The organism is Streptomyces sp. NPDC037083 (assembly GCF_055606485.1).
Map to the genome: position 1 here is coordinate 769,438 of NZ_JBVJSQ010000001.1, position 16,764 is coordinate 786,201.

A 16,764-nucleotide genomic window follows, 5' to 3' on the forward strand; every position below is an offset into this window, starting at 1 on the left:
CGCCAACGCCACCGAGTGCTCCCAGTGCGAGGACCACGTCCCGTCGGTCGTGATGACCGTCCAGTCGTCCTCCAGGACCTCGGTCCGGGGAGTGCCGAGCGACACCATCGGCTCGATGGCGAGGCAGAAGCCGGGCACCAGCTTCGGCCCCTTGCCCCGCCGGCGGTCGACGTAGTTCAGCAGATGCGGGTCCATGTGCATCTCGGTGCCGATGCCGTGGCCGCCGTAGTCCTCGATGATGCCGTAGCGCCCGCCGCCGGGCTTCGGCTGGCGGCGGATGTACGTCTCGATGGCCCGTGACACGTCCACCAGCCGGTTGCCCGCCTTCATGGCCGCGATGCCCGCCCACATCGACTCCTCCGTCACCCGGGAGAGCTCGACCAGCTCAGGGGCGTGACCGGAGCCGACGAACGCCGTGTAGGCCGCGTCGCCGTGCCAGCCGTCCACGATCGCGCCGCAGTCGATGGAGATGACGTCGCCGTCCTTGAGCACGACGTCGTCGGAGGGGATGCCGTGGACCACGACGTCGTTCACGGACGTGCAGATGGTGGCCGGGAAGCCGCCGTAGCCCAGGAAGTTCGACTTCGCGCCGTTCTCCGCGAGGACCTTGCGGGCGACCTCGTCGAGGTCCTTCGTCGTCGCCCCCGGCACCGCCGCTTCGCACGTGGCCGCGTGGATGGCGGCGACGACCAGCCCCGCCTCACGCATCTTCGCGATCTGCTCGGGGGTCTTGATCTGCACCATGATGGGTTGCGCCTCCTGGGCCACTGGTATCGCGACGCTCCAGGATACGCGTACGCACTGGCGTACGCCGAAGCGGCTGAGGCGACGCGTGCGCCGCCACCACGCAGAACGCCCGGCCGGGAAACCCGGCCGGGCGTCTGCACGAACTGCTCGCCGCGTCACACGGCGATGGTGCGCTTCGAGCGCTCTACTTGTCGTCCCCGTCGCGCCGGAGAGCCTCCATGGCGCGAGCCGTGACCTCGTCCACCTTGCCCAGCGCCGAGATCGTGGCCACCAGGCCCTGGGCCTTGTAGTAGTCGATGATCGGCTCGGTCTGCGTGTGGTAGACCTCCAGCCGGGTCCGGACGGTCTCCTCGGAGTCGTCGTCCCGCTGGTACAGCTGACCGCCGCAGACGTCGCAGACGCCCTCCGCCTTCGGCGGGCTGTAGGTGACGTGGAAGACGTGGCTGGAGTCCTTGCGGCAGATGCGCCGACCGGCGATCCGCTTGACGACCTCTTCCTCGGGGACTTCCAGGTCCAGCACCGCGTCCAGCTTCATGCCCTCGGACTGCAGCACCTCGTCGAGCGCCTCGGCCTGGGACACGTTGCGCGGGAAGCCGTCCAGCAGGAAGCCGCGCTCGGCGTCCGGCTGCTCCATGCGGTCCTTGGCCATCGCGATGGTGACCTCGTCCGGCACCAGATTGCCCGCGTCCATGTAGGACTTGGCGAGCTTACCGAGCTCCGTCTGCTGGCTGATGTTGGCCCGGAACAGGTCGCCCGTGGAGATGTGCGGGATCGACAGGTTCTTGGCCAGGAACGCGGCCTGCGTCCCCTTACCGGCACCCGGCGGCCCGACGAGCACGATTCGCATCAGCGGAGGAACCCTTCGTAATTGCGCTGCTGGAGCTGGCTCTCGATCTGCTTCACCGTCTCGAGACCCACACCCACGATGATCAGGATGCTGGTCCCGCCGAACGGGAAGTTCTGGTTTGCATTGAAACCAACCAACGCCATCGTCGGTACGAGAGCGATCAGACCCAGATACAGCGAACCCGGCCAGGTGATCCGGTTGAGCACGTACGACAGGTACTCAGCGGTCGGCCGGCCAGCCCGGATGCCCGGGATGAAGCCACCATACTTCTTCATGTTGTCGGCGACTTCCTCGGGGTTGAAGGAGATCGCGACGTAGAAGAAAGCGAAGAAAACGATCAGCAGGAAGTAGATGCTGATGTAGATCGGGTGGTCGCCCTTGGTCAGGTTTGTCTCGATCCAGGTCTTCCACGCGGAGGTGCCGCTGGAGAACTGGGCGACGAGCGCCGGGATGTAGAGCAGCGACGAGGCGAAGATGACCGGAATCACACCGGCCTGGTTCACCTTCAGCGGGATGTACGTCGAGGTGCCGCCGTAGGACCGGCGGCCGATCATGCGCTTCGCGTACTGGACGGGGATCCGGCGCTGGGCCTGCTCGACGAAGACCACCAGGCCGACCATGACCAGGCCGACCAGGACGACGGTGCCGAACTCGATCCAGCCGCCCGCCAGCGTGCCCTGCTTCTTGATGGCCCACAGCGCGGAGGGGAACGTCGCGGCGATCGAGATGAACATCAGGATCGACATGCCGTTGCCGATGCCGCGGTCGGTGATGAGCTCGCCGAGCCACATGACCATGGCCGTGCCGGCCGTCATGCAGATGACCATCACGATCGTGGTGAAGATCGCACGGTCCGGGACGATGCTCGAGGCGACCGTGCAGCCGGAGAACAGGGCGCCGCTGCGGGCGGTGGCCACCAGGCCGGTGCCCTGCAGGATGGCGAGGGCCACCGTCAGGTAACGCGTGTACTGGGTGATCTTCGCGGTGCCGGCCTGACCCTCCTTCTTCAGGGCTTCCAGGCGCGGGATGACCACGGTCAGCAGCTGGAGGATGATGCTCGCCGTGATGTACGGCATGATCCCCAGCGCGAAGATGGTGATCTGCAGCAGCGCACCGCCGCTGAACATGTTCACCAGACCGAAGATTCCCTGGTTGCCGGACGCTTCGTCCACACAGCGCTGAACGGACGTGTAGTCGACGCCGGGGATCGGGATGTGCGTTCCGACCCGGTAGACCACGATGATCCCGAGCGTGAAGAGCAGCTTCTTGCGCAGGTCGGGCGTCTTGAACGCCCGGGCGAACGCGGTGAGCACGGTGCCTCCTGCGACCCCCGCGCATCTGCGTCAAGGGTGACGGTCTTGAGGGGCCAATAAAAACAACGACAACGACAACGACATGAGTAACGGTCGACTGCCGCTCAAGGTGCCCCCTTGGGAGAACCTTGTGAAAAGTGGGCAGTGCTGGTCACCATACCCGCGACACACCTGCCCTAGGAACGACCAACCGGGGATACCCCATTTGTGGGGCATCCCCGGTCGGGATCGCTCAAGTCATCGAGACGCCTGAGATGTTCAGACGAGCTCGGTGACGGTACCGCCGGCGGCGGTGATCTTCTCCTTGGCGGAGCCGGAGACGGCGTCGACCGTCACCTGCAGCGCCACGGAGATCTCGCCCTGGCCGAGGACCTTGACGAGGCTGTTCTTGCGAACGGCACCCTTGGCGACGAGCCCCTCGACGGTGACCTCGCCACCCTCCGGGTACAGCGCGCCCAGCTTGTCGAGGTTCACGACCTGGAACTCGGTCTTGAACGGGTTCCGGAAGCCCTTGAGCTTCGGAAGGCGCATGTGGAGGGGCATCTGCCCACCCTCGAAGCGCTCCGGAACCTGGTAACGGGCCTTCGTGCCCTTGGTACCACGACCGGCCGTCTTACCCTTCGACGCCTCACCACGACCCACACGGGTCTTCGCGGTCTTGGCGCCCGGGGCGGGACGGAGGTTGTGGATCTTGAGCGGGTTGTTCTCCGCCATGATCAGTCGACCTCCTCGACCGTCACGAGGTGGCGGACGGTGTGCACCATGCCGCGGAACTCGGGGCGGTCCTCCTTGACGACCACGTCGTTCAGGCGCTTGAGCCCGAGCGAACGCAGGGTGTCACGGTGGTTCTGCTTGCTGCCGATGTACGACTTCGTCTGCGTGATCCTGAGCTGAGCCATTACGCAGCACCAGCCCCGGCACGCGCACGAAGCAGAGCCGCGGGAGCGACGTCCTCGAGGGGCAGACCACGGCGAGCCGCGATCTCCTCGGGACGCTGCAGGCCCTTCAGGGCCTCCACGGTCGCGTGCACGATGTTGATCGCGTTCGACGAGCCGAGCGACTTCGACAGGATGTCGTGAACGCCGGCGCACTCGAGCACGGCACGCACCGGGCCACCGGCGATAACGCCGGTACCGGGGGAAGCAGGCTTGAGCAGGACGACGCCCGCGGCCTTCTCGCCCGTGATCGGGTGCGGGATGGTGCCCTGGATGCGGGGGACCTTGAAGAAGTGCTTCTTGGCCTCTTCAACACCCTTGGCGATCGCGGCCGGCACCTCCTTGGCCTTGCCGTAACCGACACCGACGGTGCCGTCACCATCGCCCACCACGACCAGCGCGGTGAAGCTGAAGCGACGACCACCCTTCACAACCTTGGCGACACGGTTGATCGCGACGACGCGCTCAACGTACGCGGTCTTCTCGGCGGCAGCAGCGCCGCCGTCACGGCCCTTCCGGTCCCGCCGCTCGCCGCCACCGGCACCGCCACCGCGGCGCTGGGGTCCAGCCATTGGAATTACCTCTCTCTGTTTCCGCTAGCTACGGAACCGGCTCAGAACTTGAGCCCGGCCTCGCGGGCGGCGTCCGCCAGGGCGGCAATGCGCCCGGCGTACTGGTTACCACCACGGTCGAACACGACTGCCTCGACACCGGCGGCCTTGGCCCGCTCGGCGACCAGGGCGCCGACCTGCTTCGCCTGGGCGCTCTTGTCGCCCTCGGCACCGCGGATCGAGGTGTCCAGCGTGGACGCCGAGGCCACGGTGTGGCCCTTGAGGTCGTCGATCACCTGCGCCACGATGTGGCGGTTGGAGCGGGTAACGACCAGACGGGGACGCTCCGCCGTACCGGAGATCCGCTTGCGGATCCGGATGTGACGGCGCTTGATCGCGGCGCGCTTGTAGGCGTCGCCCTTCAGGATCTTCTGCCCGTATGCCATGGCTTACTTACCCGCCTTTCCGACCTTGCGGCGGATGACTTCGCCCTCGTACTTGACACCCTTGGCCTTGTACGGGTCGGGCTTGCGCAGCTTGCGGATGTTGGCCGCAACCTCGCCGACCTTCTGCTTGTCGATGCCCTCGACCTGGAAGCGGGTCGGGGTCTCCACCTTGAAGGTGATGCCCTCGGGCGCCTCGACGGTGATCGGGTGGCTGTAACCGAGCGCGAACTCGAGGTTCGAGCCCTTCGCGGTCACGCGGTAACCGACACCACTGATCTCGAGCTTCTTCACGTAACCCTGGGTCACGCCGGTGATCATGTTCGCCACCAGCGTGCGGGACAGGCCGTGCAGGGCCTTGCTCTGACGCTCGTCGTTGGGGCGGGTGACGTTCAGAACGCCGTCCTCACCCTTGGCGATCTCGATCGGCGCAACGACGGTGTGGGTCAGCGAGCCCTTGGGGCCCTTGACCGAGACCGTCTGGCCGTCGATGGTGACGTCCACGCCGGCGGGAACCGTGATGGGGAGCTTGCCAATGCGCGACATAGCTGTTTCCTCCGTTCCCTTCCGCTACCAGACGTAGGCGAGAACTTCTCCGCCTACGCCCTTCTTGCCGGCCTGCTTGTCGGTGAGGAGACCGTGCGACGTGGAGATGATCGCCACGCCGAGGCCACCGAGCACCTTGGGCAGGGAGGTGGACTTCGCGTAAACCCGGAGACCGGGCTTGGAGATCCGCTTGATGCCCGCGATGGAGCGCTCACGGTTCGGGCCGAACTTGAGCTCGAGAACGAGGTTCTTGCCGACCTCGGCGTCCTCGACCTTCCAGCCCGTGATGAAGCCCTCCTGCTGGAGGATCTCCGCGATGTGAGACTTGATCTTCGATGCCGGCATCGTCACGGAGTCGTGGTACGCCGAGTTCGCGTTCCGCAGACGCGTAAGCATGTCTGCGATCGGATCAGTCATGGTCATGAATTGGCCTGTGGCCTCTCTCGCCGGGGTTTCCTGGTGCGCCATCCCTCTCCCCGATCCGAGACGGGACGGGTGCGGCGCGGTGGACCTACGGCGTAGTAAGTCGTACGGGCGTCAGGCGCCCAACCCTCCCAGCCTAAGCCATGGAGAGGAGGGCGCCTGACACGCCCATTGCTTACCGAGAGCCTCCGGAACCCCTAATAAGGGGTTTACCAGGAGCTCTTGGTCACGCCCGGCAGCTCGCCGCGGTGAGCCATCTCACGAAGGCACACACGGCACAGGCCGAACTTGCGGTACACGGAGTGCGGACGACCGCAGCGCTGGCAGCGGTTGTAAGCGCGCACAGCGAACTTGGGCTTGCGAGCAGCCTTTGCGATCAGAGCCTTCTTCGCCATCTCGCTCACGCCTCCTTGAAGGGGAAGCCGAGGTGACGAAGGAGCGCGCGGCCCTCAGCGTCGTTGGTCGCCGTGGTGACCACGGTGATGTCCATACCCCGGACACGGTCGATCTTGTCCTGGTCGATCTCGTGGAACATGACCTGCTCCGTGAGACCGAAGGTGTAGTTGCCACGGCCGTCGAACTGCTTGGGGGACAGACCACGGAAGTCGCGGATGCGCGGGAGCGCGAGCGACAGGGTGCGGTCCAGGAACTCCCACATGCGGTCGCCACGAAGCGTGACGTGGGCACCGATCGGCTGGCCCTCACGCAGCTTGAACTGCGCGATGGACTTACGGGCCTTGGTGACGGCCGGCTTCTGACCGGTGATCGTGGTGAGGTCGCGGATGGCGCCCTCGATCAGCTTGGAGTCGCGGGCGGCGTCGCCCACACCCATGTTGACCACGATCTTGACGAGGCCGGGGATCTGCATGACGTTCTCGTAGGAGAACTCCTCACGCAGCTTGCCCGCGATCTCCTCGCGGTACTTCGTCTTCAGACGCGGAGTGGTGGTGGTAGCCATCAGATGTCCTCACCCGTCCGCTTGGCAACGCGGATCTTGTTGCCCTCGTCGTCGAAGCGGTAACCGACGCGCGTGACGACCTTGTTGCCGTCCTTCTCCACGACCAGCTGAACGTTGGACACGTGGATCGGGGCCTCGGTGGTCACGATGCCGCCGGCCTGCGAGCCCTTGGCGGTCGGACCGGCCTTCGTGTGCTTCTTGACCCGGTTGACACCCTCGACCAGGACGCGGTCCTCGCGGGGGAAGGCCGCGATGACCTTGCCCTGCTTGCCCTTGTCCTTGCCCGTGATGACCTGGACCAGGTCGCCCTTCTTGATCTTCATGCTTACAGCACCTCCGGAGCCAGCGAGATGATCTTCATGAACTTCTTCTCGCGCAGCTCACGCCCGACCGGGCCGAAGATGCGGGTGCCGCGAGGGTCGCCGTCGTTCTTCAGAATGACGGCGGCGTTCTCGTCGAAGCGGATGTACGAGCCGTCCGGACGGCGGCGCTCCTTGACGGTGCGAACGATGACCGCCTTGACGACGTCACCCTTCTTCACGTTGCCACCGGGGATCGCGTCCTTGACGGTGGCGACGATGACGTCACCGATGCCCGCGTAGCGGCGACCGGAGCCACCGAGCACACGGATGCAAAGGATTTCCTTCGCACCAGTGTTGTCGGCGACACGCAGTCGCGACTCCTGCTGGATCACGTCTATCTCCTGTTTGTCTGCCGGTTCCCGGCAGGGGCCGCCTCGTTACGAGGTGGAGCCCCTGCCGAGCCTGGCGGAACTGTCCTGCGGGGCCCCTACATTTTTTTAGGGCCGCAGGAAATTACTTGGCCTTCTCGAGGATCTCGACGACGCGCCAGCGCTTCGTCGCGGACAGCGGCCGGGTCTCCGCAAGGAGGACACGGTCGCCGACGCCCGCGGCGTTCTGCTCGTCGTGAGCCTTGAGCTTGTTCGTACGGCGGATGACCTTGCCGTACAGCGCGTGCTTCACACGGTCTTCGACGGCGACGACGACGGTCTTGTCCATCTTGTCGCTGACGACCAGACCCTCACGGGTCTTACGGAAGCCACGGGCCTCGGTGTTCTCAGTCACGTTGCTCTCGCTCATCAGGCGCTCTCCACCGTCTCGATGCCCAGCTCGCGCTCACGCATCAGGGTGTAGATCCGCGCGATGTCCTTACGGACGGCCTTGAGCCGACCGTGGTTCTCGAGCTGACCCGTCGCCGCCTGGAAGCGGAGGTTGAACAGCTCTTCCTTGGCTTCGCGGAGCTTCGCCAGAAGCTCCTCGTCACCCAGTTCGCGCAGCTCGGACGCCTTGGTACCGGCCGACATCACGCTTCACCTGCCTCGCGCTTGACGATCCGGCACTTCATCGGCAGCTTGTGAGCGGCGCGAGTCAGGGCCTCACGGGCGATCTTCTCGTTGGGGTAGGACAGCTCGAACATGACCCGGCCCGGGTGCACGTTCGCGATCCACCACTCCGGAGAACCCTTACCGGAACCCATGCGGGTCTCGGCAGGCTTCTTCGTGAGCGGGCGGTCCGGGTAGATGTTGATCCAGACCTTGCCGCCACGCTTGATGTGGCGGGTCATCGCGATACGGGCCGCCTCGATCTGGCGGTTGGTCACGTACGCCGGCGTGAGGGCCTGAATGCCGTACTCGCCGAACGCGACCGTCGTACCGCCCTTGGCCTGACCACGGCGCTTCGGGTGGTGCTGCTTGCGGTGCTTGACCCTACGGGGGATCAGCATGTCGGTCAGGCCTCCGTTCCGGTGCTCTCAGCCGGAGCGGCAGCCGGAGCCTCGGCCTTGGGGGCCTCGGCAGCGGGAGCCTGCTGCGGCTTACGACCGCGACCGCCACGCTCGCCGCCGCGGCCACCACGGCCGGCCGGGCGGTCAGCGCCGCCACGGGCCGGGCGGTTGCCGGCGCGGGCAGCAGCGTTCTCGGCGCGGACCTCGGCGATGTTCTTGACATCGCCCTTGTAGATCCAGACCTTCACGCCGATGCGGCCGAAGGTCGTCTTGGCCTCGAAGAAGCCGTAGTCCACGTTCGCGCGGAGCGTGTGCAGGGGCACACGGCCCTCGCGGTAGAACTCCGAGCGGGACATCTCGGCGCCGCCGAGGCGGCCACCGCACTGGATCTTGATGCCCTTGGCGCCCGCCTTCATCGCCGACTGCATGCTCTTACGCATGGCGCGACGGAAGGAGACGCGGGAGGACAGCTGCTCGGCGACGGCCTGGGCCACCAGCTGAGCGTCGACCTCGGGGTTCTTGACCTCGAGGATGTTCAGCTGGACCTGCTTCTTGGTCAGCTTCTCCAGGTCGCCGCGGATACGGTCGGCCTCGGCGCCGCGGCGGCCGATGACGATGCCCGGACGCGCGGTGTGGATGTCGACGCGGACACGGTCACGGGTGCGCTCGATCTCAACCTTCGAGATGCCGGCGCGCTCCATGCCGGACGTCATCATCCGACGGATGGCGACGTCTTCCTTGACGTATTCCTTGTACGACTTGTCGGCGTACCAGCGGGACTTGAAGTCCGTGGTGATGCCGAGCCGGAACCCATGCGGGTTAACCTTCTGGCCCATTACCGGGTCCCTTCCTTGCTGCTGACGACCACGGTGATGTGGCTGGTCCGCTTGCGGATCCGGTAGGCGCGGCCCTGGGCGCGCGGACGGAACCGCTTCAGGGTCGGGCCCTCGTCGACGTACGCCTCGGAGATGTAGAGGCTGTCGGCGTCAGTGTGGTCGTAGTTGTGCGCGGCGTTGGCAATGGCGCTGTCCAGCACCTTGCCGACCGGCACGCTCGCGGCCTGCGGGGCGAAACGCAGGACCGCCTGAGCCTCCGTGGCGTCCATGCCACGGATAAGGTCCACCACCCGGCGGGCCTTCATGGGCGTGACGCGGATGTACCGCGCCTGGGCCCTGGCTTCCATGGTTGTCCTTCCAGTGTCTGTCATGGTCATTCCACCCCGCTACTAGCGGCGCTTCGACTTCCGGTCGTCCTTGACGTGACCCCGGAAGGTGCGCGTCGGCGAGAACTCGCCGAGCTTGTGGCCGACCATCGACTCGGTGACAAACACCGGAATGTGGGTCTTGCCGTTGTGCACCGCGATCGTGTGGCCCAGCATGCTGGGAATGATCATCGAGCGACGGGACCAGGTCTTGATGACGTTCTTGGAACCGGCTTCGTTCTGGGCGTCCACCTTCTTCACGAGGTGGTCGTCGACGAAGGGCCCCTTCTTGAGACTGCGCGGCATCTAAACCCGCTCCTAGCGCTTCTTGTTCGTCTTGCGGCGGCGGACGATGTACTTGTTCGAAGCCTTCTTCGGCGAACGAGTACGACCCTCCTTCTGACCCCAGGGGCTGACCGGGTGGCGACCACCGGAGGTCTTGCCCTCACCACCACCGTGCGGGTGGTCAACCGGGTTCATCGCCACACCGCGAACGGTCGGGCGGACGCCCAGCCAGCGCTTGCGGCCGGCCTTGCCCCAGTTGATGTTGCTCTGCTCGGCGTTGCCGACCTCGCCGACCGTGGCGCGGCAGCGCTGGTCGACCAGGCGGATCTCACCGGACGGCATGCGGAGGTGGGCCATCGAGCCCTCCTTCGCGAGCAGCTGCACGGAGGCACCGGCGGAGCGGGCGAACTTGGCGCCGCCACCGGGACGGAGCTCGATCGCGTGGATCGTGGTACCGACCGGGATGTTGCGGAGCGCCAGGTTGTTGCCCGGCTTGATGTCGGCCCCGGGACCGTTCTCCACGCGGTCGCCCTGCTGCAGGTTGCGCGGGGCGAGGATGTAGCGCTTCTCGCCGTCGGCGTAGTGCAGCAGCGCGATGCGCGCGGTGCGGTTGGGGTCGTACTCGATGTGCGCGACCTTCGCCGGCACGCCGTCCTTGTCGTGACGACGGAAGTCGATCACTCGGTAGGCGCGCTTGTGTCCGCCACCCTGGTGGCGAACGGTCACACGACCGGCGTTGTTACGGCCGCCCTTGCTGTGCAGCGGGCGGACCAGCGACTTCTCCGGCGTGGACCGCGTGACCTCGACGAAGTCGGCGACGCTGGAGCCACGACGGCCCGGCGTAGTCGGCTTGTACTTGCGGATTCCCATTTTTCAGTCCTCGTCCGATATCGGACGATCCGGACCGCCCTCAGGCGGTCGGACCGCCGAAGATGTCGATACGGTCGCCCTCAGCAAGGGTCACGATCGCGCGCTTGGTGCCGGCACGCTGACCGAAACCGGTCTTCGTGCGCTTGCGCTTGCCGATGCGGTTGATCGTGTTGACCCCGGTGACCTTGACCGAGAAGACCGCCTGGACGGCCTGCTTGATCTGGGTCTTGTTGGCGTTCGGGTCGACGATGAACGTGTACTTGTTCTCGTCGAGGAGCGCGTAGCTCTTCTCCGACACGACCGGCTTCAGCAGCACGTCACGGGGGTCCGTGTACGCCTTGCTGGGCGCGGTGACGACGGTGTTCTTGCCCTCGGCCTCGTGGCGCTTCGCCTTGGCGACGCGCGCGGCCTTGGCGGCCTTGGCCGCCTTGGAGGCGATGCTCGGGTGACGCGTAGCCATCAGGCGTCACTCCCTTCGGTGTCGTTGGCCTTGTTCGGGCCGGACACGAAGGACTCAAGAGCGGCCTGGGTGAAGACCACGTCGTCCGAGACGATCACGTCGTACGTGTTCAGCTGGCCCGGCTCCAGGATGTGCACCTGGGGCAGGTTGCGGGCGGACAGCCACGCGGCCTCGTCGGCACGGTCGACGACCAGGAGCAGGTTCTTGCGCTCCGAGATCTTGCCGAACAGCGTGCGAGCGGCCTTGGTGGAGGGGGTCTCGCCCTCGATCACGCCGGTGACGACGTGAATGCGGTTGTGGCGGGCCCGGTCGGTGAGGGCGTGACGCAGAGCGGCAGCCTTCATCTTCTTCGGGGTCCGCTGCGAGTAGTCACGCGGCACGGGACCGTGCACGACGCCACCACCGGCGAACTGCGGCGCGCGGGTCGAGCCCTGGCGCGCGCGGCCGGTGCCCTTCTGACGGTAAGGCTTCTTACCGCCACCGCGAACCTCGCCGCGGGTCTTGGTCTTGTGCGTGCCCTGACGGGCAGCCGCGTTCTGCGCGACGACGACCTGGTGGATCAGCGGGATGCTGATCTTCTCCACGCCGAAGATCTCCGCGGGGAGCTCGACGCTTCCGGTCTTCTCGCCTGCAGGCGAAAGGATGTCAACAGTGCTCATCGGTTACCTCAGGCCCCCTTGGCCGCAGTGCGGACCAGGACGAGGCCGCCGTTCGGACCGGGGACAGCGCCCTTGATGAGCAGCAGACCCTTCTCCGCGTCAACGGCGTGGACGGTCAGGTTCTGGGTGGTGACACGCTCGTTGCCCATGCGACCCGCCATGCGGAGGCCCTTGAACACGCGGCCCGGGGTGGCGCAGCCACCGATGGAACCGGGCGAGCGGTGCTTGCGCTGGGTGCCGTGACCGGCGCCGAGGCCCTTGAAGTTGTGACGCTTCATGACACCGGCGAAGCCCTTGCCCTTGCTCTTGCCGGTCACGTCGACCTTCACGCCGGCCTCGAACACCTCAGCGGTGATCTCCTGGCCCAGCGTGTACTCGGAGGCGTCCGCGGTGCGGATCTCGACGAGGTGGCGACGGGGGGTGACGTCGGCCTTGGCGAAGTGACCCTTGAGGGGCTTGTTCACCTTGCGCGGGTCGATCTCGCCGAAGGCGATCTGGACCGACTCGTAGCCGTCACTGTCGTTCGTACGGACCTGGGTCACGACGTTGGGGCCGGCCTTGACGACGGTGACCGGAACAACACGGTTGTTCTCGTCCCACACCTGCGTCATGCCGAGCTTCTCGCCCAGGATGCCCTTGATCTGCTTAGCCATTCTCAGATCACCAGCCCTCAGAGCTTGATCTCGATGTCGACACCGGCCGGGAGGTCGAGTCGCATCAGAGAGTCAACGGTCTTGGGGGTCGGGTCGAGAATGTCGATCAGGCGCTTGTGCGTGCGCATCTCGAAGTGCTCGCGCGAGTCCTTGTACTTGTGCGGCGACTTGATGACGCAGTACACGTTCTTCTCAGTGGGCAGCGGCACCGGGCCCGCGACCGACGCACCAGTGCGGGTCACCGTCTCGACGATCTTCTTCGCCGAGCTGTCGATGACCTCGTGGTCGTAGGCCTTGAGCCGGATGCGGATCTTCTGTCCCGCCATGGCTACTCAGTAGTCCTGTCTCTTCTAACGCTCTGGAACCGGGTGTCCCGTTCACTCGATCCTCCGACCCACGCGGTCGGGTGTGTCGCGCTCTCACTGACACAGATGCCCCTTGTTCGAACATCCCTGCTGGGAAAGCACGGCCCTTCCGGAACCGCAAGCCGGGGACGAAAGGTCCACCGGGTGCCTGGTCGGCGCCGCACTGACACTTCCCGAAAGATTCCCGTACGTCCGCCCCAGCGCTGCCATCAGGCAGTTAGGGCGACGAGTACTGTGGGACTCGCTTCCGGTCCTCCCGGCGGGAGGCGCGCAGCATCAACACTCGACCGAGCAACTCCGACAGTCTGCCATATGGGGCAGGGGCCTGGCCAATCGGGCCGGAGAGAATACCCCGGACGTGACGCAGGTCAAACGCGGCCCACGGCGCGCCGCTCCCGGAGGCTTCGGCGGGGGCTCGCTACTCAGGTGGAACGGGCCTCGCACATGAGTACGCGCCCCGATGTCCGGGCCGGCCGGCGCTGGTGAAGTGGCCCTCATGACGACGCACGACACCGCGCCTCGACGCCCGGCCGACCACCCGACCTGGTGGAGGATCCCCCTGGTCGCCTCCGCGGTCGGCCTGCCGGTCCTCGCACTGGAGTACAGCATGGTCCGGGCACAGGGCGGCATGGGCCAGTACGGAGCGGCGCTCTACTGGGCGCTCGCGCTGTTCGCCGCGGCCTGGGCGCCGCCCCACCGCCGCTCCTTCAGGACACTCCGCATCCTGGCGGCCGGGGCGGCCCTGGCGATCACGCTCCTGCCGGTGGTGCTCCTGCTGCTACTGGGCGTGATGATGTCCGGCTGACGCGTAGGCCACGAACTCCGTCCAGGCGGCCGAGGCGACCTGGAAGGTGGGGCCGCCTTCCGCGTTCTTGCTGTCCCGGACGTGGATGACGGCGGGGGCGGCGGCCACCTGTCCGCCGCGGACGCGGAGCACCTGGCTCCCGGAGTCGCCGCCTGGCTGGAGCGGGACGTCGGCCCCGCGGCCGTGGTGCAGGCCCTCACCGCCGACCTCCCGGCAGACCCGCTGCGCAGACCGGCCGCCCTCCTGGCCCACCGCCTCGCCGCCCAGTTGCCGCCCCCACCGCCCTTCCGGGCGCCGCCGGAGGCTCCACCGCCGGTGCGAGGCCCGCTCCCCACCTGCGACGGCTGCGACCGTCCCTTCCGCTCACCGACGCGAGGACTCTGCCGCGACTGCCGAACCGATCACCCGGAGGCCGCCTAGCATGAGCGTGACGATCCTTGCCCCTGGGCACAGACGACGAGGAGCGAGCGCCATGACCATCGCCTCGGACAACACTCAGCAGGGCGTCTCCCTCCTCTACCGGGCCATGCGGGACTTCGTGGAGTCGGCGGACGACAACCTCCCCGGCAGGTTCGAGATCACCAAGGAAGGGATCGTCCTCGACATGATGTCGCCCACGAGGCCGCACGAGCTCACCGTGCTGCGCGTCCGGAAGCGACTGGAAAAGGCGATGCCGGACGAGATCGTGGCCCAAACCATCACATCGGGACGGCGCATGATGCCCTCGGGTTCGTCCTCCACGTCGGGCTCACCGGTGTGATCGCCGAGGCGGACATGGAAGGAGAGGGCTCCTTCGATGCCCGGTCGCTCGTCGCCGCCATCGAGGTCGTCTCGCGCTCCAACCCGGACAACGACTGGGTGAGCAAGGCACGCGACTACCCGCTGATGGGCATCCCCGTCTACGCGATCTTCGACCCACGCACCGGTACGGGCGCGGTCCACACAGACATCCACTCCACCCCCGACGGCCCTCGCTACGCGACCCGCAAGGACTTCGTCTACGGCGAGGACGTCACCATCGCCGACTGGACGATCTCCACGGAAGGGCTCCCCCTGTACGGCGGCGCGTGATCAGGCTCGCGCCCGCGTGAACGCCGTCTCCAGGCCCCGCTTCACCGCTCCCGCCGCCGGCCGCTCCACGAACCGGTGCACCGCCCAGCTGAGCAGCAGGAAGGCGGCCAGCACCGACCCGACCAGCAGCCGCGCGTCCATCTCGTCCCGCAGGCGGCTGATCACCGCCGTGCCCGCCGCGTAGTGCGTCAGGTAGAGGGGATACGTCAGGCTTCCTGCCGTCGCCAGCCATCGCCACCGGACGCGGTCCGTCCAGCCGAGCGCCACCGCCACCATCACCAGCAGGAACACGGTGAAGATCAGCACCGCGCCCCGCCAGCCGGACACGTGCTCGACCTCGTCGATCCGGTCGCCCAGTTCCTTCTGGGCCATCAGCCAGGCCATGCCGAGAACGCCCCACAGCAGCAGGTCCTGACCGAAGCGGTGCATCAGGTACAGGGCCAGGCCGGCGATGAAGTACCAGGCGCCCTCGGGGTTCGCGAACAGTTCCAGCAGTGGGAGGTCCGCCACCGGCGCCAGCATCGCCGCCGCGCCCCAGACGCAGCAGAACAGCACCACCTTGCGGTAGGTCAGCCCCGTCCACACCACCGCCAGGAAGAGGAGGTAGAAACGCAGCTCCGACCAGAGCGTCCAGTACACGCCGTCGACGTTGCGCACCCCCGAACCCGACTGCAGCATCGTCAGGTTGAGCAGCACGTCCCGGAGGCGGAGCCGCTCCCACACGCCGGGCAACGCCACCAGCACGCCCGTCGTGAACAGGACCGCGAACCAGTAGGCCGGGTAGAGGCGGATCACCCGCGACACGAAGAACTGCCTGGGCGTGCGCCCCCAGCACGACATGCAGATGACGAAGCCGCTGATCACGAAGAAGATCTCGACGCCGATCCAGCCGTAGGCTGCCGCATGGAACGCCGTCGGCATGATCTCCGAGACCGGCCGGCCCCAGATCGGGTTGCCCGGCCGGTTCACGCGGGCCGTGCCGGCGTAGTGGTGCGCCGCCACCATGAGCGCCGCCAGCAGACGGATGCCGTCGACGGCGTGCAGGCGGGGGCGCTCCCGCCCCCGGCCGCGGGCGTCGGGGGCCACGGGGCGGTGCTCCGGCTGCGCGATGAGCGGTGGGAGGGCCAGGCCAGTCACCCTGGTGACACTACGACGGCCACAACCACCCCACAGGGAGCAGACAGGATCAATCCGCCCACCCGACGCGCAAGGTTGACCGGCCCCTCGTCGGCCGGCCCCGGAGGGTTCCCCGACACTTCACCTGACGAGCACGCCCGCAGACGACTTCGACGATTCGAGTGAGCCCATGAGCGACAACGTCCTCTCGGTGATTCCGACCGACCCGCACTGGCAGCCCGACGAGGCCGCGGCCGACCGCGCCGCCGCGATGCTGACCCGTCTCGTTCCCGAGGACGACGGCGGTTTCGACACCGAGGTCGACGTCGACTGGTACGACGCCGTCATGGCCGTCGACTGCGGCGAGAACCTGGAGCGGATCGGCTGCCCGCGGTGCGGTGCGGACATCGCCGACGACTGGTACGGCGATCTCCTCGAGGCCCACTGCGACGACGGCTTCGCCACCCTCGACGTGGAGGTCCCCTGCTGTGGGGCGGCGACCTCGCTGGACGCGCTGGCGTACGACCGGCCGTGCGGCTTCGCGCGCTTCGAGATCGCCGTCTGGAATCCGGACCGGGAGCCGTTCGACGACGGCGAGTTGGCCGATCTCGGCAAGGCGCTCGGGCATCCCGTCCGGCAGGTCCTCGCGCGGATCTGAGTCCGTCCCCGGCGCGAGGGCCCGTACATGGCGCGAGGGCCGGGACATGGCAAGAGGACCCGTACGACCGGAGTCGTACGGGTCCTCTCAGGTGCTCAGCTCAGGCTGGAGCTAC

The 16,764-nt window shown here is 67.1% G+C and carries 28 protein-coding genes and 2 pseudogenes; 4 read left to right on the top strand and 26 right to left on the bottom strand.

The genetic code is table 11. From position 1 onward, the window contains the following. From map to rpsJ, 24 genes are all read right to left on the bottom strand, one after another. Positions 1-744: type I methionyl aminopeptidase (gene map / locus ACZ7DE_RS03475; RefSeq protein ID WP_470757439.1), on the bottom strand; the 744-nt coding region annotated here is incomplete at its 3' end. Positions 745-931: 187 nt separating this feature from the next. Then, the gene (locus ACZ7DE_RS03480; protein ID WP_470757442.1) at positions 932-1,594 is read right to left on the bottom strand and encodes an adenylate kinase; all 663 of its coding nucleotides are present in this window, start codon (positions 1,592-1,594) and stop codon (positions 932-934) included. Continuing rightward, positions 1,594-2,907, bottom strand: a complete 1,314-nt coding sequence (gene secY, locus ACZ7DE_RS03485; RefSeq protein ID WP_470757444.1) for a preprotein translocase subunit SecY — start codon at positions 2,905-2,907, stop codon at positions 1,594-1,596. The genes ACZ7DE_RS03480 and secY overlap by 1 nt, the downstream gene beginning before the upstream one ends. Positions 2,908-3,165: 258 nt before the next feature. Next, positions 3,166-3,621, bottom strand: coding sequence for a 50S ribosomal protein L15 (gene rplO, locus ACZ7DE_RS03490; protein WP_189190330.1), 456 nt, complete (start codon positions 3,619-3,621; stop codon positions 3,166-3,168). 2 nt (positions 3,622-3,623) lie between these two features. Continuing rightward, positions 3,624-3,806 (bottom strand): 50S ribosomal protein L30, encoded by a 183-nt coding sequence (rpmD, locus tag ACZ7DE_RS03495; RefSeq protein ID WP_060901490.1) that lies wholly within the window; start codon positions 3,804-3,806, stop codon positions 3,624-3,626. Continuing rightward, entirely contained in the window at positions 3,806-4,414 is a 609-nt protein-coding gene (rpsE, locus tag ACZ7DE_RS03500; protein ID WP_013001409.1) for a 30S ribosomal protein S5, read from the bottom strand. Before rpsE ends, rpmD begins: the two co-directional genes overlap by 1 nt. Before the next feature lie 41 nt (positions 4,415-4,455). Then, on the bottom strand, positions 4,456-4,839 hold the full coding sequence (rplR, locus tag ACZ7DE_RS03505; RefSeq protein WP_079660410.1) for a 50S ribosomal protein L18: 384 nt from the start codon (positions 4,837-4,839) through the stop codon (positions 4,456-4,458). A 3-nt stretch (positions 4,840-4,842) separates the two neighbouring features. Next, on the bottom strand, positions 4,843-5,382 hold the full coding sequence (rplF, locus tag ACZ7DE_RS03510) for a 50S ribosomal protein L6 (protein ID WP_099969705.1): 540 nt from the start codon (positions 5,380-5,382) through the stop codon (positions 4,843-4,845). Positions 5,383-5,406: 24 nt separating this feature from the next. Continuing rightward, on the bottom strand, positions 5,407-5,805 hold the full coding sequence (gene rpsH, locus ACZ7DE_RS03515) for a 30S ribosomal protein S8 (RefSeq protein ID WP_013001411.1): 399 nt from the start codon (positions 5,803-5,805) through the stop codon (positions 5,407-5,409). A gap of 209 nt (positions 5,806-6,014) precedes the next feature. Continuing rightward, entirely contained in the window at positions 6,015-6,200 is a 186-nt protein-coding gene (locus ACZ7DE_RS03520; protein WP_030890724.1) for a type Z 30S ribosomal protein S14, read from the bottom strand. Between the two features lie 5 nt (positions 6,201-6,205). Then, entirely contained in the window at positions 6,206-6,763 is a 558-nt protein-coding gene (gene rplE, locus ACZ7DE_RS03525; RefSeq protein ID WP_030788262.1) for a 50S ribosomal protein L5, read from the bottom strand. Beyond that, complete coding sequence (gene rplX / locus ACZ7DE_RS03530) at positions 6,763-7,086, bottom strand: 50S ribosomal protein L24 (protein ID WP_030039760.1); 324 nt, start codon at positions 7,084-7,086, stop codon at positions 6,763-6,765. Before rplX ends, rplE begins: the two co-directional genes overlap by 1 nt. A gap of 2 nt (positions 7,087-7,088) precedes the next feature. Next, entirely contained in the window at positions 7,089-7,457 is a 369-nt protein-coding gene (gene rplN, locus ACZ7DE_RS03535; protein WP_003998823.1) for a 50S ribosomal protein L14, read from the bottom strand. 121 nt (positions 7,458-7,578) lie between these two features. Continuing rightward, a complete protein-coding gene (rpsQ, locus tag ACZ7DE_RS03540; RefSeq protein ID WP_152888004.1) occupies positions 7,579-7,863 on the bottom strand; it encodes a 30S ribosomal protein S17 in 285 nt (94 codons plus the stop codon). After that, the gene (gene rpmC / locus ACZ7DE_RS03545) at positions 7,863-8,087 is read right to left on the bottom strand and encodes a 50S ribosomal protein L29 (RefSeq protein WP_003998824.1); all 225 of its coding nucleotides are present in this window, start codon (positions 8,085-8,087) and stop codon (positions 7,863-7,865) included. The genes rpsQ and rpmC overlap by 1 nt, the downstream gene beginning before the upstream one ends. Continuing rightward, complete coding sequence (gene rplP, locus ACZ7DE_RS03550; RefSeq protein ID WP_004927269.1) at positions 8,087-8,506, bottom strand: 50S ribosomal protein L16; 420 nt, start codon at positions 8,504-8,506, stop codon at positions 8,087-8,089. The genes rpmC and rplP overlap by 1 nt, the downstream gene beginning before the upstream one ends. A 5-nt stretch (positions 8,507-8,511) precedes the next feature. Continuing rightward, entirely contained in the window at positions 8,512-9,342 is an 831-nt protein-coding gene (gene rpsC / locus ACZ7DE_RS03555) for a 30S ribosomal protein S3 (RefSeq protein WP_470757452.1), read from the bottom strand. Next, the gene (rplV, locus tag ACZ7DE_RS03560) at positions 9,342-9,689 is read right to left on the bottom strand and encodes a 50S ribosomal protein L22 (protein ID WP_019329637.1); all 348 of its coding nucleotides are present in this window, start codon (positions 9,687-9,689) and stop codon (positions 9,342-9,344) included. Before rplV ends, rpsC begins: the two co-directional genes overlap by 1 nt. A gap of 42 nt (positions 9,690-9,731) precedes the next feature. Beyond that, the gene (gene rpsS, locus ACZ7DE_RS03565) at positions 9,732-10,013 is read right to left on the bottom strand and encodes a 30S ribosomal protein S19 (protein ID WP_069770399.1); all 282 of its coding nucleotides are present in this window, start codon (positions 10,011-10,013) and stop codon (positions 9,732-9,734) included. A gap of 12 nt (positions 10,014-10,025) precedes the next feature. Further along, positions 10,026-10,862: a 50S ribosomal protein L2 gene (gene rplB / locus ACZ7DE_RS03570; protein WP_007494772.1), complete on the bottom strand. Its 837-nt coding sequence runs from the start codon at positions 10,860-10,862 to the stop codon at positions 10,026-10,028. 40 nt (positions 10,863-10,902) lie between these two features. Beyond that, complete coding sequence (rplW, locus tag ACZ7DE_RS03575) at positions 10,903-11,322, bottom strand: 50S ribosomal protein L23 (protein ID WP_057584678.1); 420 nt, start codon at positions 11,320-11,322, stop codon at positions 10,903-10,905. Then, positions 11,322-11,981, bottom strand: a complete 660-nt coding sequence (gene rplD, locus ACZ7DE_RS03580) for a 50S ribosomal protein L4 (RefSeq protein ID WP_470757456.1) — start codon at positions 11,979-11,981, stop codon at positions 11,322-11,324. The genes rplW and rplD overlap by 1 nt, the downstream gene beginning before the upstream one ends. Before the next feature lie 8 nt (positions 11,982-11,989). Beyond that, positions 11,990-12,634, bottom strand: a complete 645-nt coding sequence (gene rplC, locus ACZ7DE_RS03585; RefSeq protein WP_356249902.1) for a 50S ribosomal protein L3 — start codon at positions 12,632-12,634, stop codon at positions 11,990-11,992. Between the two features lie 17 nt (positions 12,635-12,651). Beyond that, positions 12,652-12,960, bottom strand: coding sequence for a 30S ribosomal protein S10 (gene rpsJ / locus ACZ7DE_RS03590; RefSeq protein ID WP_003948644.1), 309 nt, complete (start codon positions 12,958-12,960; stop codon positions 12,652-12,654). Positions 12,961-13,495: 535 nt separating this feature from the next. Between rpsJ and ACZ7DE_RS03595 the strand changes: the two genes are divergently transcribed. Continuing rightward, on the top strand, positions 13,496-13,804 hold the full coding sequence (locus tag ACZ7DE_RS03595; RefSeq protein WP_470757459.1) for a hypothetical protein: 309 nt from the start codon (positions 13,496-13,498) through the stop codon (positions 13,802-13,804). Here the strand turns inward: ACZ7DE_RS03595 and ACZ7DE_RS03600 are convergent. After that, a complete protein-coding gene (locus tag ACZ7DE_RS03600) occupies positions 13,778-13,936 on the bottom strand; it encodes a DUF397 domain-containing protein (protein ID WP_470757461.1) in 159 nt (52 codons plus the stop codon). The genes ACZ7DE_RS03595 and ACZ7DE_RS03600 overlap by 27 nt on opposite strands. Here ACZ7DE_RS03600 and ACZ7DE_RS03605 point away from each other — a divergent pair. Beyond that, positions 13,913-14,224: pseudogene (locus ACZ7DE_RS03605) on the top strand (helix-turn-helix domain-containing protein); the annotation flags it as partial. The gene ACZ7DE_RS03600 and the pseudogene ACZ7DE_RS03605 overlap by 24 nt on opposite strands. A 52-nt stretch (positions 14,225-14,276) precedes the next feature. Next, positions 14,277-14,875, top strand: a pseudogene (locus ACZ7DE_RS03610) (Uma2 family endonuclease). On the opposite strand, the gene ACZ7DE_RS03615 reads toward ACZ7DE_RS03610, so the two are convergent. Next, a complete protein-coding gene (locus tag ACZ7DE_RS03615; protein ID WP_470757463.1) occupies positions 14,876-16,012 on the bottom strand; it encodes an acyltransferase family protein in 1,137 nt (378 codons plus the stop codon). Positions 16,013-16,181: 169 nt separating this feature from the next. On the opposite strand from ACZ7DE_RS03615, the gene ACZ7DE_RS03620 reads away from it, so the two are divergent. Then, positions 16,182-16,649 (top strand): hypothetical protein, encoded by a 468-nt coding sequence (locus tag ACZ7DE_RS03620; protein WP_470757465.1) that lies wholly within the window; start codon positions 16,182-16,184, stop codon positions 16,647-16,649. Positions 16,650-16,764 lie beyond the last annotated feature (115 nt).